Raw genomic sequence first — 21,501 nt, forward strand, 5'->3', positions numbered from 1 at the left:
ACGCCGGCGCCACGGCTGACTGCAGGGAGTAAAATCCCGCCATCCCCAGCCGCCACGCCGGCGGCCGACCCCAAACACTGGTGACCGTTTCCAGAGGATGCCATGTCCGAAGCGCCTGTCCTTGCCCCCTCGACTTCAACCCAGCCGCCCGCCGCCGGCCAGCTCAACCTGATCCGCCCGCAGCCGTATACCGACTGGGCGCCGCAGGTCACGGCCGAGGAACGCGCCACGCTGCGCCGCGAGCTGGAGCAGGGCGCCGTGCTGTACTTCCCGAACCTGAATTTCCGTTTCCAGCCGGGCGAAGAGCGCTTCCTGGACAGCCGCTATTCCGACGGCAAGTCCAAGAACATCAACCTGCGCGCCGACGACACCGCGGTGCGCGGCGCCCAGGGCAGCCCGCAGGACCTGGCGGACCTGTACACGCTGATCCGCCGCTATGCCGACAACAGCGAATTGCTGGTGCGCACGCTGTTCCCGGAATACATCCCCCACATGACGCGCGCCGGCACCTCGCTGCGGCCCAGCGAGATCGCCGGGCGCCCGGTCAGCTGGCGCAAGGACGACACCCGCCTGCACGTGGACTCGTTCCCGTCCAACCCGATGCTGGGCAAGCGCCTGTTGCGCGTGTTCCACAATATCGACCCGGCCGCGGCGCGCGTGTGGCGCGTGGGCGAGCCGTTCGCCGATTTTGCGCAGAAGTTCGTGCCCAGGACCCATGGCATGTGGCCTGGCCAGGCGGCGTTGATGAAGCTGCTGCATATCACCAAGCGCAAGCGCTCGGAATACGACCATCGCATGCTGCAGCTGCATGACCTGGCCAAGGCCGACCTGGACTACCAGGCCAAGGTGCCGCAGCAGGAATTCCACTTCCCGCCGGGTTCCACCTGGATCGTCTTCAGCGACCAGCTGCTGCACGCGGCCATGCGCGGGCGGGCGATGATGGAGCAGACCATCTACCTGGCGCCGCAGGCGATTTCCGACCACACCCACTCGCCCGAGGCGGTGCTGTCGCGCATGCTCGGGCGGCCAATGCTGGTGTCCTGATCAACGCAGAAGCAGGCGCAACATCGTCTCGAAGGTCTTGCCGTAAGGCGGCTTGAGCAGGCCGGCGCCGTTCAGGCCGGCCTGGTGGAACACCGGCTTCACCTTGGAGAAGGTGTCGAAGCCCGCCTGGCCGTGATAGGCGCCCATGCCGCTGGCGCCGACCCCGCCGAAGGGCAGGCCGTCCTGGGCGATATGGAACAGCGTGTCGTTGATCGTGACGCCGCCGGCAACGGTCTGGTTCATCACATGGCCGATGGCGCCGCGGTCGCGCTCGAACAGGTATAACGCCAGCGGGCGCGGGCGCGCATTGATGTAGTCCACCGCCTCGTCCAGGGTGCGGTATGTTACCACGGGCAGCACCGGCCCGAAGATCTCCTCGCGCATCGCCGTGACGCCTTCGGGCGCATCCAGCAGCAGCACCGGCGGCAGGCGCCGCGCCTGCGCGTCCGGCTGGGCATCGGACAGCGGCACCACGGTGGCCCCTTGCGCCGCGGCTTCGTCCACCAGCGCCGCCAGGCGCGCGAAGTGGCGCGGGCTGATGATGCTGGTGTAGTCCCCGTTGCGCGCCAGGTCCGGATAGAGCCGGCCCACGCACTGGCGTGCGGCCTCCACCAGCTGCCCGCGCAGGTCTTCCGGCACGAGCACGTAGTCTGGCGCGATGCAGGTCTGGCCCGCGTTCATCAGCTTGCCCACCAGGATGCGCTCCACCGCACGCGGCAGGTCGGCGCCGGCGCCGATAATCGCCGGCGATTTGCCGCCGAGTTCCAGCGTCACCGGCGTCAGGTTGGCGGCCGCCGCGCGCATCACATGGTGGCCGACCGCGGTCGAGCCGGTGAACAGCAGGTGGTCGAAGGGCAGCGCGGTAAAGGCGCTCGCCACCTCGGCATCGCCGTTGACCACCACGATCTCGTCCGGCGCAAAGTGCTGCGGCACCAGTTGCGCGAACAAGGCCGCAAAGCGCGGCGTGTATTCAGACAGCTTCACCATGGCGCGGTTGCCCGCCGCCAGCGCGCCGGCCAGCGGCCCCACCGTCAGGTACAGCGGATAGTTCCAGGGCACCACGATGCCCACCACTCCCAGCGGCTGCGGCACCAGCCGCGAGCGGCCCGGGCGGAACCAGAAGCCGGTGGCGGCGCGGCGCACGCGCATCCAGCGCTTGCCGTGGCGCAGCGCGTCGTCGATGCCGCCCAGGCTCGGGAATACCTCCAGCAGCGCGGTTTCCTGCCGCGGCCGGTTGGTGAAGTCCGCGTGGATGGCGGCGGCAATGGCAGCCTCGTTCTCTGTCACCAGCCGGCGCAGGCGCTGCAGGCGGTCAGCGCGCACGGCCCAGGCGGGCAGCTGGTCGCGCCGCGACGCGGCGTGCATGGCGCCAAAGACGGACGACAGGTCGGGGACTTCTCGCATTGCTGCGCTCCTGGGCAAGGGACAAGCGGGGACAGTGGAAGCGGATCGCGGCGGGTGGCGATGCAGCGGTCCGCGTGTTCCCGCGCACGATAAGGTAGCGTGCCAGCCATGGCAATGGAAGTTTCCTACCAGAAGGGCAATTCAAACGCCCGTCTGCGCCGCGCCGGCGGCCCGCGCCACCGGGCTTCTCCACCGTCCGGGCTAGCGCCTACACTGAATCTCACAGCTTGCCATCCGCTGGGCGGACAGGGCGCGCACGCACTGGCGCGGCCCGGCTCACGCACGCGCGCCGCCTGCGGACTCGCGGGGAGACAGATGGAAACCACCTTTGACTACGTCATCGTCGGCGCGGGCTCGGCGGGCTGTGCGCTGGCGGGGCGGCTTGCCGACAGCGGCGACGACACCATTGCCCTGGTCGAGGCCGGGCACCACGATCACCATGTGCTGGTACGCACACCCGCGGCGCTTGCCGCGCTGCTGCCGCGCGCGGGGGCACGCAACTACGGCTATGAAACCGTGCCGCAGCCAGGCCTGAACGGCCGCCGCGGCTACCAGCCGCGCGGGCGCGGGCTGGGCGGCAGTTCCTCGATCAACGCCATGATCTACACGCGCGGCCGTGCCGCCGACTACGACGCGTGGGCCGCCGCCGGCTGCGACGGCTGGTCGTGGGACGACGTGCTGCCGTACTTCCGCCGCGCCGAGTGCAACGAGCGCCTGGCCGGCAGCGATGACGACCCGCTGCACGGCGGCAACGGCCCGTTGCACGTGAGCGACCTGCGCACCCCCAACCCCTTTGCCGAACGCTTCATCGAGGCCGCGCAGCAGGCGGGCTTCCCGCGCAACGACGATTTCAACGGCGAAGAGCAGGAGGGCGTGGGCTGGTACCAGGTCACGCAGCACGCGGGCGAGCGCTGGAACGCGGCGCGTGCCTACCTGCACGGTGGCAACAAGCGCGACCGGGCCTGCAACGGCGGCCGCGCGCACCTGCAGGTGCTGACCGATACGCAGGCGCTGCGCATTGTCTTCGAAGGCCGCCATGCGGCCGGGGTGCAGGTGGTGCGCGAGGGCCGCCGGCACCTGCTGCGCGCGCGCCGCGACGTGATCGTGTGCGCGGGCACGTTCGGCTCGCCGCAGCTGCTGATGGTGTCGGGCGTCGGCCCCGCCGCGCACTTGCGCGAACACGGCATCGCCGTCGTGCATGACCTGCCCGGCGTGGGCGCCAACCTGCAGGACCACCTGGATATCGTGCTGCACAAGCGCGTGGCCGTGCCTGAATTGTTCGGCGTGTCGTTCGGCGGCCTGGCGCGGCTGGTGCCTGAAATGCTGCGCTACCGGCGCGAACGCACCGGCATGATGTCAAGCAACTTCGCCGAGGCAGGCGGCTTCCTGCGCAGTCGCCCGGATCTGCCCGAGCCCGACCTGCAGCTGCATTTCGTGGTCGGCATGGCGGATGACCACATGCGCCGGCTGAACTTCGGCCACGGCTATTCCTGCCATGTCTGCGTGCTGCGCCCGCGCAGCCGCGGCGAGGTGCGGCTGGCCTCGCACGATATCCGGCGCGCGCCGCTGATCGACCCGCAATACCTGAGCGATGCGCGCGACCTGGACGACATGGTGGCCGGCGTGCGCATCGTGCGCAGCATCTTTGCGCAGCCGCAGCTGGCCGGCTTCGGCGGGCGCGAACTATATTCCGCCGGCCTGCGTGCCGATGGCAGCGACGACGCTGCCGTGCGCGAGCTGATCCGCGAGCATGCCGACACCATCTATCACCCGGTCGGCACCTGCCGCATGGGCATGGATGCGATGGCGGTGGTGGACCCGCAGTTGCGCGTGCGCGGCGTCGAGGGCTTGCGCGTGGTCGATGCGTCGGTGATGCCGACCCTGGTCGGCGGCAACCTCAATGCGCCCGCCATCATGATCGGCGAGCGCGCGCATGACCTGATCCGCTATGCGCCGCGGGTGATGCTGCGGGTGCTGGAATCGATGGAGGCGTGAATCGTCAGCCTTCGAAGCCGCGCGAGAACACCCGCTTGAGCACGTCGGCATCCGCATCCAGCGTGCCGAACACGCGCCCGTGCTGCCGTCCCAGCCGGCTGGCGACGAACAGCTCGGCATTCTCGGTATCGGCATGCGCCAGCATCAGCGCGGCCTGTGCGGTCAGCACCAGTCCCTGCGCAAAGCGGCGTGCATTGGCTTCCAGCAGTTCGGGGTTCTCGTGCAGCATGGCCTGCAGCGACGCCAGTTCCGCGCGTACCGCCGGATGGCCGCCGGCGCGGCGCGACAGGTCTTGCAGCAAGCGTGCGGCATCGTCGGGATTGCGCTGGATCGCGCGCAGCACGTCCAGGCACATGATGTTGCCCGAGCCCTCCCAGATCGAGTTGACCGGCGCCTCGCGGTAAAGGCGCGCCATCGGGCTTTCTTCGACATAGCCGTTGCCGCCCCAGACTTCCATCGCTTCGCCGGTGGCTTCCAGCGTGCGCTTGCAGACCCAGAACTTGGCCGCGGGGGTGACCACGCGCTTCCATGCCGCCGCGAGCGGATCATCGTCAGCGTGCTCGAAGGCGTGGCCCAGTTCCATCATCAGCAGCGTGGCCGCTTCGGATTCCAGCGCCAGGTCGGCCAGCACATTGCGCATCAGCGGCTGGTCGGCCAGCAGGCGCCCGAAGGCGCTGCGGTGGCGCGCATGGTGCAGCGCGTGCACAAAGGCGGCGCGCAGGATCGCGGCGCTGCCGATCACGCAGTCCAGCCGCGTGCTGGTGGCCATCTCGATGATGGTCGGGATGCCGCGGCCTTCCTCGCCGATCAGGATGCCGGTGGCGTCGCGGAACTCCACCTCGCTGCTGGAATTGGAGCGGTTGCCGAGCTTGTCCTTGAGCCGCTGGATCAGCACCGCGTTCTTGCTGCCGTCGTCGCGAAAGCGCGGCACGAAGAAGCACGACAGCGGGCCGTCTTCGGCGCCCATGCGCGCGACCACCAGGTGCGCATCGCACATCGGCGCGGAGAAGAACCACTTGTGCCCGGTCAGCGCGTATTCCGCGCCGCGGCCTTCGCCGCGCACCGCGCGCGCCACGGTGGTGTTGGCGCGCACGTCCGAGCCGCCCTGCTTCTCGGTCATGCCCATGCCGATCATGATCGCGCTCTTGCTGCGCCATGGCAGGTCGCGTGCATCGTGTTCGGTCGCATAGAGCCGCGGCTCCAGCTCGGCAAACAGTGCGGTTTCCTTGCGCAGCACCGGGATGCTGGCGAAGGTCATGGTGGGCGGGCACAGCGAGCCGGATTCCACCTGCGCCTGCAGGAAGTAGCCGGCGGTGCGCGCCACCCATGCGCCCGCGCGCGGTTGCGCGAAGGGCAGGGCCTGCAGCTGCTGGCTGCGCAGCAAGCCCAGCAGCGCGTGCCAGCTCGGGTGGAAATCCACGGCGTCGATGCGCTCGCCGGTGCGGCTGTGCGTGTGCAGCTCGGGCGTGTGGCGGTTGGCATCGGCTGCCCATTGCTGGACTTCCGGCTCGCCCAGGCGCGCGCCGAACTGGTCCAGCGCACCGGCATGCCAGCCGCCTCCCAGCCGCTCCAGCGCGCCGCGCAGCGCCGGATCGGTGGCGAACAGGTTGTAGTGCGCGAGATCGGGCACCTGGTTGAATACGCGGTGGGTGGCAGCTTCAGTCATGGCGGCATGGAAGGTGGACGCGTCCTGCTTGCATGGTAGAGCACGTGACGCGCGTTTGAGTGCATTGCCATGCCCTTGCGTGGGATTCGTGCGTTGCAGCATGCGTCATTTGATACCTGTGCGCACAGCTGTGGCACCACAAATGGACGTGAATTGGCACTAGCGCCCGCCAGGGGCTTGTGCTTAAATTCACCCCGTTGGATGAAACAGGGGTGCCGTACGGATGGGCCGTGCGGCTGAGAGAGTCCCTTCGAACCCGATCCGGCTAGTACCGGCGTGGGAAGTTTCACAAGACCAAGTCTCCAGTCCCTCCGGGACTCGCCGCCCCAGGCCCCAGGCCCCAGGCAGCGCTCACAAGGCTCCTGGTTTCGTCCACCCCCGCAAGAGAGAGGACGACACCCATGGCCCGTACTGCCCCCGCTGCATCCTTCGAATCGCTCGAAAGCGACCTCGACCAGAAATTCGCCTATCCGGCTTCCAGCAAGACCTACCTGACCGGCAGCCGCCCGGATATCCGCGTGCCGCTGCGCACGATCCTGCAAACGTCGACTCGCACCGACAAGGGCGAGATGTCCAATCCGCCGATCCCGGTGTACGACACCTCGGGCCCGTACAGCGACCCGGACGTGCATATCGACCTGAAGGCCGGCCTGCCGGCGCTGCGCGCCAAGTGGATCGATGAGCGCGGCGATACCGAAGTGCTCAAGGGCCTGTCGTCGGAATACGGCCGCGACCGCGCCAACGACCCCGCCACCGCGCACCTGCGCTTTGCCCAGCTGACCAACCCGCGCCGCGCCAAGGCCGGCGCCAACGTGTCGCAGATGCACTATGCGCGCAAGGGCATCATCACGCCGGAAATGGAATACGTGGCGCTGCGCGAATCGCTGAACCTGCAGGCGCTGTACGACAAGCCCGAATACAAGGCGCTGCTGCGCCAGCACCCCGGCAACGCGCTGGGCGCCGGCCTGCCGCTGCGCCCGGAAGACATCACGCCGGAATTCGTGCGCAAGGAAATCGCCTCGGGCCGCGCCATCATTCCCGCCAACATCAACCACACCGAGCTGGAGCCGATGGCGATCGGGCGCAATTTCCGCGTCAAGATCAACGGCAACCTGGGCAACTCGGCGGTGACCTCGTCGCTGGCCGAGGAAGTGGAAAAGATGGTGTGGTCGATCCGCTGGGGCGCCGACACCATCATGGACCTGTCCACCGGCAAGCACATCCATGAAACCCGCGAATGGATCCTGCGCAACTCGCCGGTGCCGATCGGCACGGTGCCTATCTACCAGGCGCTGGACAAGACCGGCGGCATCGCCGAGGACCTGACCTGGGAGATGTTCCGCGACACGCTGATCGAGCAGGCCGAGCAGGGCGTGGACTATTTCACCATCCACGCCGGCGTGCTGCTGCGCTACGTGCCGCTGACCGCCGACCGCGTCACGGGCATCGTCTCGCGCGGTGGCTCGATCATGGCCAAGTGGTGCCTGGCGCACCACAAGGAAAACTTCCTGTACACGCACTTCGATGAGATCTGCGAAATCATGAAGGCCTATGACGTGTCGTTCAGCCTCGGTGACGGCCTGCGTCCGGGCTGCATCGCTGACTCCAACGACGACGCCCAGTTCGGCGAACTGCGCACGCTGGGCGAGCTCACCGCCAAGGCGTGGGAGCACGATGTGCAGGTGATGATCGAAGGCCCGGGCCACGTGCCGCTGCAGCGCATCCAGGCCAATATGGATGAAGAGCTGAAGCACTGCTATGAAGCGCCGTTCTATACGCTCGGACCGCTGGTGACGGACATCGCCCCCGGCTACGACCACATCACCAGCGGCATCGGTGCGGCCAATATCGGCTGGATGGGCACCGCCATGCTGTGCTACGTCACGCCCAAGGAACACCTGGGCCTGCCGGACAAGGAAGATGTGCGCGAAGGCATCATCACCTACAAGATCGCCGCGCACGCCGCGGACCTTGCCAAGGGCTGGCCGGGCGCGCAGTTGCGCGACAACGCGCTGTCCAAGGCACGCTTCGAGTTCCGCTGGGAAGACCAGTTCAACCTGGGCCTGGATCCGGAACGCGCGCGTTCGTACCACGACGCCACGCTGCCGGCCGAAGGCGCCAAGATCGCCCACTTCTGCTCGATGTGCGGGCCGAAGTTCTGCTCGATGAAGATCACGCAGGAAGTGCGCGACTACGCGGCCTCGCTGCCCAAGGAAGCGAAGCAGGGCATGGAAGAGAAGTCGATCGAGTTCCTGAAGAAGGGCAGCAAGATCTACTCGTGATGCAGTGACAGGCAGTACGGGCATGGCGTCGCATCCATGCCCGCTCGTGTTTCGCCGCCGCGCAGCGCCTCGCGCGGCGGCACCGACAACAAGGAGGCCGGCGCGGCCGCACGCCCCGTCCGGCACAACACCCCTCATGACAGCAGTGCAGTCGTTTGACGTCGCCATCCTCGGGGCCGGTCTTGCCGGCCGCCTGGCCGCCTGGCAACTGGTACGCAGCCGCGCCCGCGTGGCGCTGGTGGAGCGGGCCGGGCCGGACGGCGCGGGCTCGGCCGCCTATGTGGCCGCGGCCATGCTGGCGCCGCTGGCGGAATCGGCCATTGCCGAGCGCCGCATCGTCGACCTGGGCATCGCCAGCGTCGACCTGTGGCGCGCGTGGCTGGCCGAATTGCCTGAGCCGGTCTTCTTCCAGGAGGACGGCACGCTGGTGGTCTGGCATGCGCGCGACCGCGCCGAGATGTCGCTGTTCACCAGCCGCGTGCGCGCGGTGGCGCCGCCCGAACTGGTGTCGCAGCGGCTGCGCGCGCTGGACGGCAAGGGCGTGGCCGAAGTCGAGCCCGCGCTGGCGGGCCGCTTCCCGCAGGGCCTGCTGCTCGCGGGCGAAGGCCAGCTCGACAACCGTGGCGCGCTGCGCGCGCTGTTGTCGTGCGCGGTCAGCGAAGGCGTGCATTGCGTCTGGGAGGCTGGCGAGGTCGATGCCGAATCGCTGCCCAAACTCGGCATCCGCGCCGACGTGGTGCTGGATTGCCGCGGCCTGGGCGCACGCGCGTCCTGGCCGGCGCAACCCGGTGGCACCCAGCCGGGGCTGCGCGGCCTGCGCGGCGAAGTGGTGCGCGTGCACGCGCCCGACGTCAGGCTGCACCGGCCGGTACGGCTGCTGCATCCGCGCTACCCGATCTATATCGCGCCCAAGCCCAACGACCTGTACGTGATCGGTGCCACCGAGCTGGAAAGCGAGGATGATTCGCCCATGAGCGTGCGTTCCGCGCTGGAGCTGCTGTCGGCGGCGCATTCGCTGCATCCCGCCTTCGGCGAAGCGCGCGTGCTGGAGCTGAACGTGCAGCGGCGCCCGACGCGGCCCGACCACCTGCCGGCGATCCGCGTGGACCAGCGCGCGCGCGTGGTGCGCGTCAACGGCTTGTACCGGCATGGCTTTCTGATTGCGCCGGCGGTGACCGAGGCCGCGTGCGCGGTGGTGGGCGCGCTGCTCAAGGGCGATCCCGCCGCCCATGCGGTGCCGGCCGCGCTGCGCTGGCCTGGCATGATCGAGGCCGTGACCGAAGCGCCCGCCGCCACCACCATGGCCGCACCCGGCGGGCTGCTGCACTAACGCATGACTGACATGGATATCCTGCTCAACGGCCGACCGCTCGCCCTTGCCGATTCCGCCACGCTGGCGGACGCGGTGAACGCGGCGCAGATCGCGCCCCCCTTTGCCGCGGCGGTCAACGGCCAGTTCGTGCCGCGCGGCGCCCACGCCAACACCATTCTTGCGGCAGGCGACCGCATCGACCTCGTGCAACCCGTGACGGGAGGCTGACCCATGACATTCGAACCCTCCGAAACCTTGCGCGACCCGTTCGTGCTGTATGGCGAGTCGTTCGGCTCGCGCCTGCTGCTGGGCACCGCGCGCTACCCGTCGCCGGCCACGCTGGAGGCGGCCGTGCAGGCCTCCAGGCCCGCCATGATCACCGTTGCGCTGCGCCGCCAGGGTGCGGTGGGCGCCGGCGAAGGCGGCCAGGCCTTCTGGCAGATGCTCAAGGCGCTGGACGTGCCGGTGCTGCCCAATACCGCCGGCTGCTTCACCGCGCAGGAAGTGATCACTACCGCGATGATGGCGCGCGAGGTCTTCGAGACGCCCTGGATCAAGCTGGAGCTGATCGGCGACGACTACACGCTGCAGCCCGATACGCTGAACCTGCCGGCCGTGGCCGAGACCCTGATCAAGGAAGGCTTCAAGGTGCTGCCATACTGCACCGAAGACCTGGTGCTGTGCCGCCGCCTGCTCGACGTGGGCTGCCAGGCGCTGATGCCATGGGCCGCCCCGATCGGCACCGGCCGCGGCGCGGTCAACCCGCACGCGATGCGCGTGCTGCGCGAGCGCCTGCCCGATACGCCGCTGATCGTCGATGCCGGCCTGGGCCTGCCGTCGCACGCGGCGCAGGTGCTGGAGTGGGGCTACGACGGCGTGCTGCTCAATACCGCGGTGGCGCAGGCCGCTTACCCGGTCAATATGGCGCGCGCCTTTGCGCAGGCCGTAGAGGCCGGCCGCACCGCCTACCTGGCCGGGCCGATGCCCGAGCGCGAGGTGGCGCAGGCCAGTACCCCTGTCGTCGGCATGCCGTTCTGGCACGCCGACAGCACGGAGCAGCGCGCATGACCCGCCGCGCCGTGCATGCCGCCAGCGACGGCCCGCTGCGCCAGGCGGTGCTGGAACACTATGGCGAGACCTTCGGCGTCGATGACAAGCCGTGGCAGGCCTGGCGCCTGGCCGACGCGCCGGCGCAACCCGGCGCCCATGACGTGCTGCTGTTCGACGGCGAAGCTGACGCAGGCACGATCGCGCGCGTCGCCGCTGCGGGCGCCACGCTGATCGAGACCGACCGCGAGGGCGGCCAGTGGATCGACACGGTGCGCTCGCCGATGGGCACATGGGTCTTCTCCGTTGCCGCCGACACCGACCAGCCGCATTCGCCCGCCTTCGTCGCGGTGCTGCTGGCCAGCCTGTCGCTGCATTTCCCCGCGCACGACGCGCTGTGCCTGGCGCGAGCCTGGGAGCCGGGCTCGGCCGACTGGCCGTCTGACTTTGCCCGCTTCCCGCACGTGCGGCACGCCGCCCTGGCGGCGCCAGAGCAGGCCGCGGCGCCGTTCGCGCCGTGCCCCGCGCTGGGCCTGTACGTGGTGGTGCCAAGCGCCGAATGGATCGAGCGCCTGGCGCCGCTGAACGTGCCGACGGTGCAGCTGCGCTTCAAGTCCGACGACCCGGCCGCGGTGCGCGCCGAGATCGCACGCGCGGCGAAGGCCATGCAGGGCTCGTCTTCGCGCCTGTTCGTCAACGACCACTGGCAGGCAGCGATCGACTACCGCGCGGCCAACGGTGGCGAGCACAGCGGCATCTACGGCATCCACCTCGGCCAGGAAGACCTGGATGACGCCGACCTCGATGCGATCCGTGCTTCGGGTCTGCGCCTGGGTGTCTCCACCCATGGCTATGCCGAGATGCTGCGCGTGGCCGCGATCCGCCCCAGCTACCTGGCGCTGGGCGCGATCTTCCCGACCACCACCAAGGTGATGCCGACCCAGCCGCAGGGCATGGGCCGCTTCCGCGCCTATGTGAAGCTGATGCAGCCGGTGATCCCGTCGCTGGTGGGCATCGGTGGCGTCAATGCGGCCAATATGCGCGAGGTGCTGGCGGTGGGCGTCGGCAGTGCCGCCGTGGTGCGCGCGGTGACCGAGGCTGATGACGTGCCGGCCGCGGTGGCCCACCTGGTCAGCCTGTTCCCGGCCACCTGAGCACAGCCTCGCCATGGCGCCGACCGCCGCGCACTGCGTCCGCCTTGCGGTGGCGGACGACCTGGCGAGCCTGCCCGAGATCGAGCTGGCAGCGGCGGCGCTGTTTCCTGACGCCGACCTGCCCGCGCTACTGCGTCTGATCAGTACGCCTGAATCGGCACTTGCCGCCGCGCAGCGCGAGCGGCGCCTTTGGGTGGCGGAGCGCGGCGGCGAACTGGCCGGCTTTGCGCTGGCCAGCCGCAAAGGCGAATGCGGTTACCTCGATGAAATGGATGTCCACCCGGACCATGGGCGTCGCGGTATCGGGCGCTCGCTGGTTGAGGCGGTGCAGGGCTGGGCGCGGGCGGACGGATTGCGGTCGCTGAACCTGACCACGTTTGCGCATTTGCCGTGGAATGCGCCGTTCTATGCGTCGCTTGGGTTCAGGCAGTTGCGCGAAGACGAGCTTTGTCCGCTGCTGGCGGATGCGCTCGCGGCGCAGCGGGCGGCAGGCTTACGGAAGCGCGTGGCGATGCGGCAAGTGCTTTGAGCAGTGACTCTGCGGTGACATACTAGTGAGCCTCAATGGAGGCCACCTTGATCGTCCTGCGGCTCCCGAAACAGATCGAGCAGCGACTGAAAGCGCTCGCCAGGCGTACTGGCCGGAGTGAAACTTTCTACGCTCGCCAGGCCATCATCCGTCACTTGGATGATCTCGAAGACCGGCATTTGGCGGACATGGTCGTCCGTCGACTACACACTGGCGAAGAAGTAACGGTGTCGCTCGATGTTTTGGAAGTGGCGCTGGAAGAGCCTGGCTGCGCGAAGCCCCAGAAGGCGCGCTGCTGACCAAGATTTGTGCGACATTCGCCCAGCCGCCAAAACCGAGCGGCAGCCCGCCGCTATGATGGCGGGCAGCATTCCCCGCCAACCATCCCCCGCCATCCCTACCATGTCCTCCCAGCCCGCCCCCGAAATCACCCCCGTCGCCCCCGGCACGCCCGAAAAGCCCTACTTCGGCATCGACGTGCCGCTGATGCGCTATTTCGGCCTGCAGCCGGTTCAGATTGAGGAGGGCCTATGCCGCACGCGGCTGCCGGCGCACCCGTCGCTGGTCAACAGCCGCGGCGATGTGCATGGCGGCACGCTGATGGCGACGCTGGACTTCACGCTGAGCGGTGCGGCGCGCTCGCATGCGCCGCTGGAAACCGGCGTGATCACCATCGACATGTCCACGCATTTCCTGGCAGCAGCGCGCGGCGAGCTGACGCTGGAGGCGCGCTGCCTGCGCCGCGGTGCGCGCATTGCATTCTGCGAGGGCGAGGTCAAGGATGCTGCCGGCACCGTGGTGTGCGTGGCGCGGGCCGCATTCAAGCTGGTGCCGCTGTCCGCCGGCGGCAACTGACCCCGGCGTCGGCCTGGCCGCTCAGTCCTGCAGCGGCCGGTACACCTGTTCGAAGCGTGCGCGCTCGGTGATGCCATAGTCGCCGGGCGCGTATTGCATCAGCCAGTCGCCCGGCTTGCCGTGCAGCACGTCGCCGCCGGCGCTGCGCGCGATGCTGAAGGCCTCGTGCATCTCGCGCGCCAGTACCGGGATCGGCTTGTTGCGGTAGGCGCCGTCCTGGCCGTGCGCGAGCGGCGGCACGGCCTCGTACTTGGGGTCGAAGCGGTCGCGCGAGACGCACCAGCGGTCGCCGCCGCGGCTGGTGATCAGCGCATCGCCAGGCTGGTAGCGGTTGGGTCCCTCGCGGCTGATCAGCTCGCCGGGCCCGGTGGCGAACACCACGTCGACGACTTCATGCTTGAGGTAGAACGCGGCAGCCGGGTCGCTGCGCAGGTCGATATCGGCCAGCATCGTCATGTCTGTCAGCCCAGCGCGCGCGGCGCGAACAAATGGTTCAGCGGCCCGTTGCCGGCGCCCAGCCGCAGCCCCGCGCCCGCCGCGATGGCCTGCGCCACATAGTCCAGCGCCGTGCCCACCGCCGCCTCCAGCGCATCGCCGCGCGCCAGCTGCGCGGCAATCGCGGCGGCCAGCGTGCAGCCGGTGCCGTGCAGGTTGCGGGTATCGACACGCGGATGCGTGAACACGCGCACGCTGCCGTCGGCCAGCATCAGCAGGTCGTCCAGGCCGCCGGCGGTGGTACCGTCTTCGAGGTGGCCGCCCTTGAGCAGCACCGCGGGGCAGCCCATCGCGATCAGGTCGGCGGCGGCCTGTTCCATCTCGGCGCGGCGCGTGATCTTGCGGCCCAGCAGGTACGAGGCTTCGGGCAGGTTGGGTGTGACCAGCAGCGCGCGCGGGAACAGCAGCCGCACCATGGCCTGCGTGGTGGCGTCATCGGACAGCGTCGCGCCCGAGGTCGAGATCATCACCGGGTCCACCACCAGCCTGCGGATGCCGTGCCGGTCCGCCGCCGCGGCCACGGCCTCGACGATGGCGGCGGTGCCCAGCATGCCGGTCTTGGCTGCGTCCACGCCGATATCGCTGGCCACGGCATCGATCTGCGCGGCCACCATGGCGGCGGGAATGGCATGCACGCCGGTCACGCCCAGCGTGTTCTGCGCGGTGATCGCGGTGATGGCGCTCATGCCGAAGCAGCCCAGCGCGGAAAAGGTCTTCAGGTCGGCCTGGATGCCGGCGCCGCCGCCGGAGTCGGAACCGGCGATGGTCAGGGTACGGGGTGGCGTTGGGATCATCTGTGCAGGAATCGGAGGGAGCCGGTGCGCAAGGCGCCCGGGCACGCTACAATACCGCCACTCCGAGGAGCGTTGCAACGGATGGAGGCCTGCGAAGCACATCGCGCGGCCGGCGGCACAGCCGCCCCATGCCATCCGCCAGGCTCGGACTGTCTTCAACGGCGCTCGCTGATCCGTGGTCCGCACGGAGGCGAGTCGACCTATCCGCGTGCTTCGCATGTGCCCTTGCGCCATGCCACAGCTGCCAGATTCCCTCGTACTCGTCACCTGCGTGCCACTCTTCACCGGGAGTGAAACATGAACGCTGTGACCGACCTGAAGCAAGACTACCTAGTCGCCGACATCAACCTGGCCGGCTGGGGCCGCAAGGAAATCGCCATTGCCGAGACCGAAATGCCCGGCCTGATGGCAATCCGCGACGAATTCGCCGCCGCGCAGCCGCTCAAGGGCGCACGCATCGCCGGCTCGCTGCACATGACCATCCAGACCGCCGTGCTGATCGAGACGCTCAAGGCACTGGGCGCCGACGTGCGCTGGGCCTCGTGCAACATCTACTCGACCCAGGACCACGCCGCCGCCGCGATCGCCGCCGGCGGCACGCCCGTGTTCGCCTTCAAGGGCGAATCGCTGAAGGAATACTGGGACTTCACGCACCGCATCTTCGACTGGTCGGACGGCGGCACCCCCAACATGATCCTGGACGACGGCGGCGACGCCACGCTGCTGCTGCACCTGGGTGCGCGCGCCGAGAAGGACGCGTCGCTCATCGCCAAGCCGGGCAGCGAGGAAGAGACCTACCTGTTCGCCGCCATCAAGGAAAAGCTGGCCAAGGATCCGAGCTGGTACAGCCGCAACCTGGAGGCCATCCGCGGCGTGACCGAGGAAACCACCACCGGCGTGCACCGCTTGTACCAGATGGCTCAAAAGGGTGAGCTCCGTTTTCCGGCCATCAACGTCAACGACTCCGTGACCAAGAGCAAGTTCGACAACCTGTACGGCTGCCGTGAGTCGCTGGTGGACGGCATCAAGCGCGCCACCGACGTGATGATCGCCGGCAAGGTTGCCATCGTGGCCGGCTACGGCGACGTGGGCAAGGGCAGCGCACAGGCGCTGCGCGCGCTGTCGGCGCAGGTGTGGGTGACCGAGATCGACCCGATCTGCGCGCTGCAGGCCGCGATGGAAGGCTACCGCGTGGTGACCATGGACTACGCCGCGGAGCATGGCGATATCTTCGTCACCTGCACCGGCAACTACCATGTCATCACCCATGACCACATGGCAAAGATGAAGGACCAGGCCATCGTCTGCAATATCGGCCACTTCGACAACGAGATCGACATCGCCTCGATCGAGAAGTACGAATGGGATGAGATCAAGCCGCAGGTCGATCACGTCAAGTTCCCCGACGGCAAGAAGCTGATCATCCTGGCCAAGGGCCGCCTGGTGAACCTGGGCTGCGCCACCGGCCACCCGTCGTACGTGATGAGCAGCTCGTTCGCCAACCAGACCATCGCCCAGATCGAACTCTGGCAGGAACGCGACAGCGGCAAGTATCCGGTCGGCGTCTACACGCTGCCCAAGCACCTGGACGAGAAGGTGGCGCGCCTGCAGCTGCGCAAGCTGAACGCGCAGCTGACCGAACTGACCGAACAGCAGGCCGCGTATATCGGCGTGAAGAAGGAAGGCCCGTACAAGGCCGACCACTACCGCTACTGATCCGCGCAGGAAGGCAGGGCTCCCCCTCCCGCTTGCGGGAGAGGGGGAGAAACCACATTCAAGGAGCCGTCATGAGACTACTGGTCGTCTGGATCATCAACGCTGTTGCGCTGTTCGTGTTGCCGTACCTCATCTCGTCGATCCACATCCAGAGCTTTGGCTCGGCGATGCTGGCGGCGCTGGTGCTGGGCCTGGTCAATACGCTGATCCGTCCGATCCTGGTGATCCTGACGCTGCCGGTCACGCTGCTGACGCTGGGGTTGTTTATCTTCGTCATCAACGCGCTGCTGTTCCTGTTTGTCGGCAACCTGCTGTCGGGCTTTACCGTCGGCGGTTTCTGGGCGGCCCTGCTGGGCTCCATCCTGTACAGCGTGATCTCGTGGCTGCTGGCCAGCCTGCTCCTGGGCGAACGCACCGCCTGACGCGGCCTGCACTGACACGAATCCCATACCGCGCGCCGCGCCAACGCGGCGCGCCACCATCATGCAAGACCGCTACTTCAGCTTTGAATTCTTCCCGCCCAAGACGGCGGAGGGCACGGAGAAACTGCGCAACACGCGTGCGCAGCTGGCCCCGCTCAAGCCCAAGTACATCTCGGTGACGTTCGGCGCCGGCGGCACCACGCAGCAGGGCACCCTGGACGCGGTGCTGGAAATCCAGCGCGAGGGCATCGAGGCCGCGCCGCACCTGTCGTGCGTGGGCTCGTCGCGCGAGAGCATCCGCGCGATCCTGCAGCAGTACCGCGAGGGCGGCATCCGCCATATCGTCGCGCTGCGCGGCGACATGCCCTCGGGCATGGGCGAGATCGGCGAGTTCCGCTACGCCAACGAGCTGGTGGAGTTCATCCGGGCCGAGACCGGCGACTGGTTCAATATCGAAGTCGCCGCCTATCCCGAGTACCACCCGCAGGCCAAGTCGCCGCGCCACGACCTCGAGAACTTCGTGCGCAAGGTCAAGGCCGGCGCCGACTCCGCCATCACGCAGTACTTCTACAACGCCGACGCCTACTTCCGCTTTGTCGACGATGTGCGTGCGCAGGGCGTTGAGGTGCCGATCGTGCCGGGTATCATGCCGATCACCAACTACTCGCAGCTGATGCGCTTCTCCGAGATGTGCGGCGCCGAAGTGCCGCGCTGGGTGGCCAAGCGGCTGGAGAGCTTCGGCGACGACCGCGAATCGATCCGCGCCTTCGGCCTGGACGTGGTCACCGCGCTGTGCGAGCGCCTGCTCGCCGCGGGCGTGCCGGGCCTGCACTTCTACACGCTCAATGCCGCCGGCGCCACCAAGGCGATCTGGCAGCGCCTGAAGCTGTAAAGCCCGCCATGGTCACGCGCCGCCCCGATCCCTTCATCGAACATCTGCTCGAGCTGATGGGGCCGCTGGCGGCGCGCATCGGCCCTGTCAGCGCCAGGCGCATGTTCGGCGGCCATGGCCTGTTCTATGACGGGCTGATGTTTGCGCTGGTGTCGGGCGGCACCTGCTACCTGAAGGCGGATGACGCCACGCGCGGCAAGTTCGAGGCCGAGGGCAGCGAGCCCTTCCGCTACCAGTCGGCAAAGCGCGAGGTCACCATGCGCCACTACCTGAGCCTGCCGCCGGCGGCGCTGGAATCGCCCGGCGCGATGACGCCCTGGGCGAAGCTGGCGGTTGAGGCGGCGCTGCGGCTGGGGAATGCGGGCTGAGGCAAGGTCCCGCTATCGCGCCGATCTGCCGACAGTGCCATACTCGGCACCATGGTCACCGCCACCTTCCGCTTCTACGAGGAACTGAACGACTTCCTCGCGCCGGACCAGCGCCGGCGTGACCTGTCCTGCGCCTGCGCGCGCGCCGCCACGGTCAAGCACATGATCGAGGCGCTGGGCGTGCCGCATACCGAAGTCGAGCTGATCCTGGTCAATGGCGAATCGTCCGGCTTCGAGCGGCAGCTGTGCGATGGCGACCGGGTCTCGGTCTATCCCAAGTTCGAACGGCTCGACGTGTCCCCGCTGCTGCGGGTACGCGAGCAGCCGCTGCGGGTGATGCGCTTTGTCGCCGACGCGCACCTGGGCGGCCTGGCGCACCTGCTGCGCATGACCGGCTTCGACACCCTCTACGACAACCATTTCGAAGACAGCGAGATCGAGCGCATCGCCGTCGACCAGGGCCGCGTGGTGCTGACGCGCGACCGCGAGCTGCTCAAGCGCCGCGGCATCACCCACGGCTGCTATGTGCGCGCGATCAAGTCGCAACTGCAGGTGCGGGAGATCTTTGCGCGGCTGGACCTGGCGCGCAGCGCACGGCCATTTTCGCTATGTCTGGACTGCAATGCGCCGCTGCGCGCGCTGGATGCGGCGGGCGCGGCGGGGCGCGTGCCGCAAGGGGTGCTGGAGCGCCATCGCACTTTTGTCACCTGCGACCAGTGCCGGCGCGTGTTCTGGGAGGGCTCGCACTGGCGCTGCATGCGTGCGCTGGTGGACGAGTTGGTGCGGCGCGATGAGGCCGAGCCAGGCTAGAACTGACCGGATTCCGTGACGATCCAGTCCATGGCGATGTCATGCGGCTGCGCCTGCAACGGTAGCCGGCAGGTTTCGTAGCCAATGCCGATCGCCACTGGCCGCTGCGCCATGGCCGCCAGCGTGCGGTCGTAGAAGCCACCGCCATAGCCCAGGCGGAACTTGTCCGGGCTGAAACCGACACAGGGTATGAGCAGTGCATCGGGCGTCACGGCCTCGGTGCCGTCCGGCACCGGGATGCCGTAGTGGCCGGTGGCCATGGGCGTATCCGGTGTCCACAGGTGGAAATCCAGCGGCGCGCCCGGGCGGCTGACCGACGGCAGCGCGGCGCTGCGGCCAGGCATGGCGGCGAGCCAGCGGCCGACCGCGTCGCGCGCATCGAACTCCTGCTGGATCGGCCAGTAGAACCCCAGGCAGCGCACGGCCAGTCCGGCCAGTAATCCGGACAGTGCGGCGGCGATGCGCGCGTCGGCCTCGGCGCGCGCGGGCAGGGCGGCGCGCTGCGCCAGCAACTGCGTGCGCAGTGCACGACGGTCTTCGGCGGCGGGGTTGGGTGCGGTCGTGGCAGGAGTGGATGACATGGCGTGGGATAATGCCCCTCGTCCGAACCAACACGGACGGCGGAACCGCGGCTGGGCACAAGGTTGCCGGCGCCGGCGCCGCCGTCATCGACAAGGAAGCAAAGAATGCTGAAGGGAGTATATCTGCAGCGTGCCGGCCGGGCCGCCTGGATCGCGCTGGCATGTGCACTGCTTGTCACGCCCGTCCATGCGCAGAAGCGCCCGCAGGCGGTGTCGCGCCCGCAGGCGGCGGTGATCCCGAGCGATCCCGACGAGGCCTTCACCGCGCTGCGCGAAGCCGCGCGCAAGAACGACGTGGAGCGTGCCTACGCGATCTCGGCCACGCTGGTGGACTACCCGGTCCCGTCCTATGTCGAGTACTTCCGCATCAAGCCGCAGCTGTTCGACGCCAGCGGCCTGGCGCGCATTGATGCGCCCGACGACCAGGTGCGCGTGTTCCTGCAGCGCTACAAGGGCGAGGCCATTGCCGACCGCATGCGCAATGACTGGCTGCTGGTGCTGGGCAAGAAGCGCGACTGGGCCAATTTCGATGTCGAATACCCGCAGTTTGCGCTCAAGGACGATACCCAGGTCGAATGCTATGCGCTGCTGTCGCGCGCGCTCAAGGGGCAGAACGTGGCCGCCGATGCGCGCAATGTGCTGAGCGACCCCAGGTACTACGGCGAAGGCTGTGTCGACCTGATCGGCTACCTGGCGCAAAGCCAGCAGATCCAGCGCAGCGATGTCGCCTACCAGGCGCGTCTGGCGCTGGAGCAGAACTATGTCACGCTGGCCGGCAAGATTGCCGCGCTGGTGCCTGACGCACGCGCGGATGGCGATACGCTCGCCACTGTCGTCAAGATGGCACGCACCGACCCGTTGCAGGCGGTGGCCTACCTCGGCACGGCCCAGGGTACGCTGTCGCGCGACGAGCAGGGCGCGGCCTGGGGCGTGATCGGCCAGTTCGCGGCCAAGAAGCTGCTGCCCGATGCGGCCGGCTACTATCGCCGCCAGATGGACCTGGGCGGCAACCAGTGGCTCTCCGACGACACGCAGGAATGGCGCGTGCGCGCCGCGCTGCGCCAGGGCGACTGGAAGCAGGTGCGCCAGGCGGTGGAGCTGATGCGCCCCGAACTGCGCGCCAAGGACCCGGCCTGGATCTACTGGTATGGCCGCGCGCTCAAGGCCGACGGCCGCGACACCGAGGCCCAGCAGAATTTCCAGCAGATCGCCGGCCAGTTCAACTTCTACGGCCAGCTGGCCAGCGAAGAGCTGGGCAACCGCATCACGCTGCCGGCGCGCACCACCGTCAGCGACGCCGAGGCCATGGCCATGCGCTCGCGCCCCGGTTTTCAGCGGGCGCAGAAGTTCTACGCCATGAACCTGCGCTTCGAAGGCAACCGCGAGTGGAACTGGGAGCTGCGTAATATGAGCGACCGCGAGCTGCTGGCCGCGGCCGAGTATGCGCGCCGCCTGGAGCTGCTGGACCGCACCGTCAACTCCGCCGACCGCACCCGCAACGAGCATGACTTCACGCTGCGTTTCCTGATGCCGTACCGCGACATCATGCAGCGCGCCACCGACGATGTCGGCCTGGACATGGCATGGGTCTACGGCCTGATCCGCCAGGAATCGCGCTTCATCATGAATGCGCGCTCGTCGGCGGGCGCACATGGCCTGATGCAGGTGATGCCGGCCACGGCCAAGTACGTCGCGCGCAAGATCGGCATGAACGACTTTTCGCCGTCGATGATGGGCGATCCCAATATCAACATCCTGCTTGGCACCAATTACCTGAACATGGTGCTGACCGACCTGGACAGCTCGTGGACGCTGGCGTCGGCTGCGTATAACGCCGGCCCGGGCCGGCCCAAGGCCTGGCGCAGCACGCTGGCGCGGCCGGTGGAAGGCGCGATCTTTGCAGAGACCATTCCGTTCAATGAAACGCGCGGCTATGTGAAGAATGTGCTTTCCAACGCCACGTACTATGCTGCATTGATGAGTGGCCGGCCGCAGTCGCTGAAATCGCGCCTGGGCATGGTCGCGCCGTCGGCGGTGACTACCACCAGCCTGCCCTGAAGTTGCCCCTGCGGGGGGCGGGCAGGACGGGCCCTGCCGGGACGATCCGGCGGGCCCGGGCTGGCGCAGGGTGCCGC

Annotated in this window: 21 protein-coding genes and 2 riboswitches; of the genes, 16 read left to right on the forward strand and 5 right to left on the reverse strand. The window is 68.5% G+C overall.

What is annotated here, in order from left to right; genetic code table 11:
* Positions 1-102 precede the first annotated feature (102 nt).
* Positions 103-1,044 carry a Kdo hydroxylase family protein gene (locus CF68_RS16350; protein ID WP_035820568.1) on the forward strand — a complete coding sequence of 314 codons (942 nt, stop codon included), beginning with the start codon at positions 103-105 and terminating at the stop codon, positions 1,042-1,044.
* Here CF68_RS16350 and CF68_RS16355 read toward each other — a convergent pair whose 3' ends face one another.
* Positions 1,045-2,448 (reverse strand): coniferyl aldehyde dehydrogenase, encoded by a 1,404-nt coding sequence (locus CF68_RS16355; protein WP_035820569.1) that lies wholly within the window; start codon positions 2,446-2,448, stop codon positions 1,045-1,047.
* A gap of 315 nt (positions 2,449-2,763) precedes the next feature.
* Between CF68_RS16355 and CF68_RS16360 the strand changes: the two genes are divergently transcribed.
* Positions 2,764-4,443, forward strand: a complete 1,680-nt coding sequence (locus tag CF68_RS16360; RefSeq protein WP_035820571.1) for a GMC family oxidoreductase — start codon at positions 2,764-2,766, stop codon at positions 4,441-4,443.
* A gap of 4 nt (positions 4,444-4,447) precedes the next feature.
* Here the strand turns inward: CF68_RS16360 and CF68_RS16365 are convergent, their stop codons facing one another.
* Positions 4,448-6,109 (reverse strand): acyl-CoA dehydrogenase family protein, encoded by a 1,662-nt coding sequence (locus CF68_RS16365; protein WP_035820573.1) that lies wholly within the window; start codon positions 6,107-6,109, stop codon positions 4,448-4,450.
* Positions 6,110-6,307: 198 nt separating this feature from the next.
* A riboswitch (TPP riboswitch) is annotated at positions 6,308-6,409 on the forward strand.
* 101 nt (positions 6,410-6,510) lie between these two features.
* Between CF68_RS16365 and thiC the strand changes: the two genes are divergently transcribed.
* The 8 genes from thiC (at position 6,511) to CF68_RS16405 (ending at position 13,288) form a co-directional block, all read left to right on the forward strand.
* The gene (gene thiC / locus CF68_RS16370) at positions 6,511-8,391 is read left to right on the forward strand and encodes a phosphomethylpyrimidine synthase ThiC (RefSeq protein WP_035820575.1); all 1,881 of its coding nucleotides are present in this window, start codon (positions 6,511-6,513) and stop codon (positions 8,389-8,391) included.
* Positions 8,392-8,527: 136 nt separating this feature from the next.
* Positions 8,528-9,721, forward strand: a complete 1,194-nt coding sequence (locus tag CF68_RS16375) for an FAD-dependent oxidoreductase (RefSeq protein ID WP_035820577.1) — start codon at positions 8,528-8,530, stop codon at positions 9,719-9,721.
* 12 nt (positions 9,722-9,733) lie between these two features.
* Positions 9,734-9,931, forward strand: a complete 198-nt coding sequence (gene thiS / locus CF68_RS16380; RefSeq protein WP_035820661.1) for a sulfur carrier protein ThiS — start codon at positions 9,734-9,736, stop codon at positions 9,929-9,931.
* A 3-nt stretch (positions 9,932-9,934) separates the two neighbouring features.
* Positions 9,935-10,771 (forward strand): thiazole synthase, encoded by an 837-nt coding sequence (locus CF68_RS16385; protein ID WP_010813326.1) that lies wholly within the window; start codon positions 9,935-9,937, stop codon positions 10,769-10,771.
* The gene (locus CF68_RS16390; RefSeq protein ID WP_035820579.1) at positions 10,768-11,904 is read left to right on the forward strand and encodes a thiamine phosphate synthase; all 1,137 of its coding nucleotides are present in this window, start codon (positions 10,768-10,770) and stop codon (positions 11,902-11,904) included. Before CF68_RS16385 ends, CF68_RS16390 begins: the two co-directional genes overlap by 4 nt.
* A 13-nt stretch (positions 11,905-11,917) precedes the next feature.
* A complete protein-coding gene (locus CF68_RS16395; protein ID WP_035820581.1) occupies positions 11,918-12,433 on the forward strand; it encodes a GNAT family N-acetyltransferase in 516 nt (171 codons plus the stop codon).
* Between the two features lie 35 nt (positions 12,434-12,468).
* Positions 12,469-12,732, forward strand: a complete 264-nt coding sequence (locus CF68_RS16400) for a TraY domain-containing protein (protein WP_235205788.1) — start codon at positions 12,469-12,471, stop codon at positions 12,730-12,732.
* Positions 12,733-12,835: 103 nt separating this feature from the next.
* On the forward strand, positions 12,836-13,288 hold the full coding sequence (locus CF68_RS16405; protein ID WP_035820583.1) for a PaaI family thioesterase: 453 nt from the start codon (positions 12,836-12,838) through the stop codon (positions 13,286-13,288).
* Positions 13,289-13,309: 21 nt separating this feature from the next.
* On the opposite strand, the gene CF68_RS16410 is transcribed toward CF68_RS16405, so the two are convergent.
* Positions 13,310-13,744: a PGDYG domain-containing protein gene (locus tag CF68_RS16410; RefSeq protein ID WP_010813330.1), complete on the reverse strand. Its 435-nt coding sequence runs from the start codon at positions 13,742-13,744 to the stop codon at positions 13,310-13,312.
* A 5-nt stretch (positions 13,745-13,749) separates the two neighbouring features.
* The gene (gene thiD / locus CF68_RS16415; protein WP_051591552.1) at positions 13,750-14,577 is read right to left on the reverse strand and encodes a bifunctional hydroxymethylpyrimidine kinase/phosphomethylpyrimidine kinase; all 828 of its coding nucleotides are present in this window, start codon (positions 14,575-14,577) and stop codon (positions 13,750-13,752) included.
* Positions 14,578-14,635: 58 nt separating this feature from the next.
* A riboswitch (S-adenosyl-L-homocysteine riboswitch) is annotated at positions 14,636-14,751 on the forward strand.
* A 123-nt stretch (positions 14,752-14,874) separates the two neighbouring features.
* Here thiD and ahcY point away from each other — a divergent pair.
* From ahcY to CF68_RS16440, 5 genes are all read left to right on the forward strand, one after another.
* Positions 14,875-16,293 (forward strand): adenosylhomocysteinase, encoded by a 1,419-nt coding sequence (ahcY, locus tag CF68_RS16420; protein WP_010813332.1) that lies wholly within the window; start codon positions 14,875-14,877, stop codon positions 16,291-16,293.
* Positions 16,294-16,364: 71 nt separating this feature from the next.
* On the forward strand, positions 16,365-16,715 hold the full coding sequence (locus CF68_RS16425) for a phage holin family protein (RefSeq protein WP_035820587.1): 351 nt from the start codon (positions 16,365-16,367) through the stop codon (positions 16,713-16,715).
* A 61-nt stretch (positions 16,716-16,776) separates the two neighbouring features.
* Positions 16,777-17,607, forward strand: a complete 831-nt coding sequence (metF, locus tag CF68_RS16430; RefSeq protein WP_035820589.1) for a methylenetetrahydrofolate reductase [NAD(P)H] — start codon at positions 16,777-16,779, stop codon at positions 17,605-17,607.
* A gap of 8 nt (positions 17,608-17,615) precedes the next feature.
* Complete coding sequence (locus CF68_RS16435; RefSeq protein WP_035820592.1) at positions 17,616-17,975, forward strand: TfoX/Sxy family protein; 360 nt, start codon at positions 17,616-17,618, stop codon at positions 17,973-17,975.
* Between the two features lie 51 nt (positions 17,976-18,026).
* On the forward strand, positions 18,027-18,785 hold the full coding sequence (locus CF68_RS16440) for a Mut7-C RNAse domain-containing protein (protein ID WP_035820594.1): 759 nt from the start codon (positions 18,027-18,029) through the stop codon (positions 18,783-18,785).
* Here the strand turns inward: CF68_RS16440 and CF68_RS16445 are convergent.
* Positions 18,782-19,366, reverse strand: a complete 585-nt coding sequence (locus tag CF68_RS16445) for a 5-formyltetrahydrofolate cyclo-ligase (protein ID WP_035820595.1) — start codon at positions 19,364-19,366, stop codon at positions 18,782-18,784. The two genes, CF68_RS16440 and CF68_RS16445, sit on opposite strands and share 4 nt — an antisense overlap.
* Before the next feature lie 105 nt (positions 19,367-19,471).
* Between CF68_RS16445 and CF68_RS16450 the strand changes: the two genes are divergently transcribed.
* Positions 19,472-21,424, forward strand: coding sequence for a lytic transglycosylase domain-containing protein (locus CF68_RS16450; protein WP_035820598.1), 1,953 nt, complete (start codon positions 19,472-19,474; stop codon positions 21,422-21,424).
* Positions 21,425-21,501 lie beyond the last annotated feature (77 nt).

The organism is Cupriavidus sp. SK-4 (genome assembly GCF_000611125.1).
In the GTDB taxonomy this organism is placed as follows: domain Bacteria; phylum Pseudomonadota; class Gammaproteobacteria; order Burkholderiales; family Burkholderiaceae; genus Cupriavidus; species Cupriavidus necator.

Bases quoted from the DNA above. Each gene is read 5' to 3' on its own strand.
- CF68_RS16350 (WP_035820568.1), top strand. From the start codon at position 103: ATGTCCGAAGCGCCTGTCCTTGCCCCCTCGACTTCAACCCAGCCGCCC.
- CF68_RS16355 (WP_035820569.1), bottom strand. From the start codon at position 2,448: ATGCGAGAAGTCCCCGACCTGTCGTCCGTCTTTGGCGCCATGCACGCC.
- CF68_RS16360 (WP_035820571.1), top strand. From the start codon at position 2,764: ATGGAAACCACCTTTGACTACGTCATCGTCGGCGCGGGCTCGGCGGGC.
- CF68_RS16365 (WP_035820573.1), bottom strand. From the start codon at position 6,109: ATGACTGAAGCTGCCACCCACCGCGTATTCAACCAGGTGCCCGATCTC.
- thiC (WP_035820575.1), top strand. From the start codon at position 6,511: ATGGCCCGTACTGCCCCCGCTGCATCCTTCGAATCGCTCGAAAGCGAC.
- CF68_RS16375 (WP_035820577.1), top strand. From the start codon at position 8,528: ATGACAGCAGTGCAGTCGTTTGACGTCGCCATCCTCGGGGCCGGTCTT.
- thiS (WP_035820661.1), top strand. From the start codon at position 9,734: ATGGATATCCTGCTCAACGGCCGACCGCTCGCCCTTGCCGATTCCGCC.
- CF68_RS16385 (WP_010813326.1), top strand. From the start codon at position 9,935: ATGACATTCGAACCCTCCGAAACCTTGCGCGACCCGTTCGTGCTGTAT.
- CF68_RS16390 (WP_035820579.1), top strand. From the start codon at position 10,768: ATGACCCGCCGCGCCGTGCATGCCGCCAGCGACGGCCCGCTGCGCCAG.
- CF68_RS16395 (WP_035820581.1), top strand. From the start codon at position 11,918: ATGGCGCCGACCGCCGCGCACTGCGTCCGCCTTGCGGTGGCGGACGAC.
- CF68_RS16400 (WP_235205788.1), top strand. From the start codon at position 12,469: ATGGAGGCCACCTTGATCGTCCTGCGGCTCCCGAAACAGATCGAGCAG.
- CF68_RS16405 (WP_035820583.1), top strand. From the start codon at position 12,836: ATGTCCTCCCAGCCCGCCCCCGAAATCACCCCCGTCGCCCCCGGCACG.
- CF68_RS16410 (WP_010813330.1), bottom strand. From the start codon at position 13,744: ATGACGATGCTGGCCGATATCGACCTGCGCAGCGACCCGGCTGCCGCG.
- thiD (WP_051591552.1), bottom strand. From the start codon at position 14,577: ATGATCCCAACGCCACCCCGTACCCTGACCATCGCCGGTTCCGACTCC.
- ahcY (WP_010813332.1), top strand. From the start codon at position 14,875: ATGAACGCTGTGACCGACCTGAAGCAAGACTACCTAGTCGCCGACATC.
- CF68_RS16425 (WP_035820587.1), top strand. From the start codon at position 16,365: ATGAGACTACTGGTCGTCTGGATCATCAACGCTGTTGCGCTGTTCGTG.
- metF (WP_035820589.1), top strand. From the start codon at position 16,777: ATGCAAGACCGCTACTTCAGCTTTGAATTCTTCCCGCCCAAGACGGCG.
- CF68_RS16435 (WP_035820592.1), top strand. From the start codon at position 17,616: ATGGTCACGCGCCGCCCCGATCCCTTCATCGAACATCTGCTCGAGCTG.
- CF68_RS16440 (WP_035820594.1), top strand. From the start codon at position 18,027: ATGGTCACCGCCACCTTCCGCTTCTACGAGGAACTGAACGACTTCCTC.
- CF68_RS16445 (WP_035820595.1), bottom strand. From the start codon at position 19,366: ATGTCATCCACTCCTGCCACGACCGCACCCAACCCCGCCGCCGAAGAC.
- CF68_RS16450 (WP_035820598.1), top strand. From the start codon at position 19,472: ATGCTGAAGGGAGTATATCTGCAGCGTGCCGGCCGGGCCGCCTGGATC.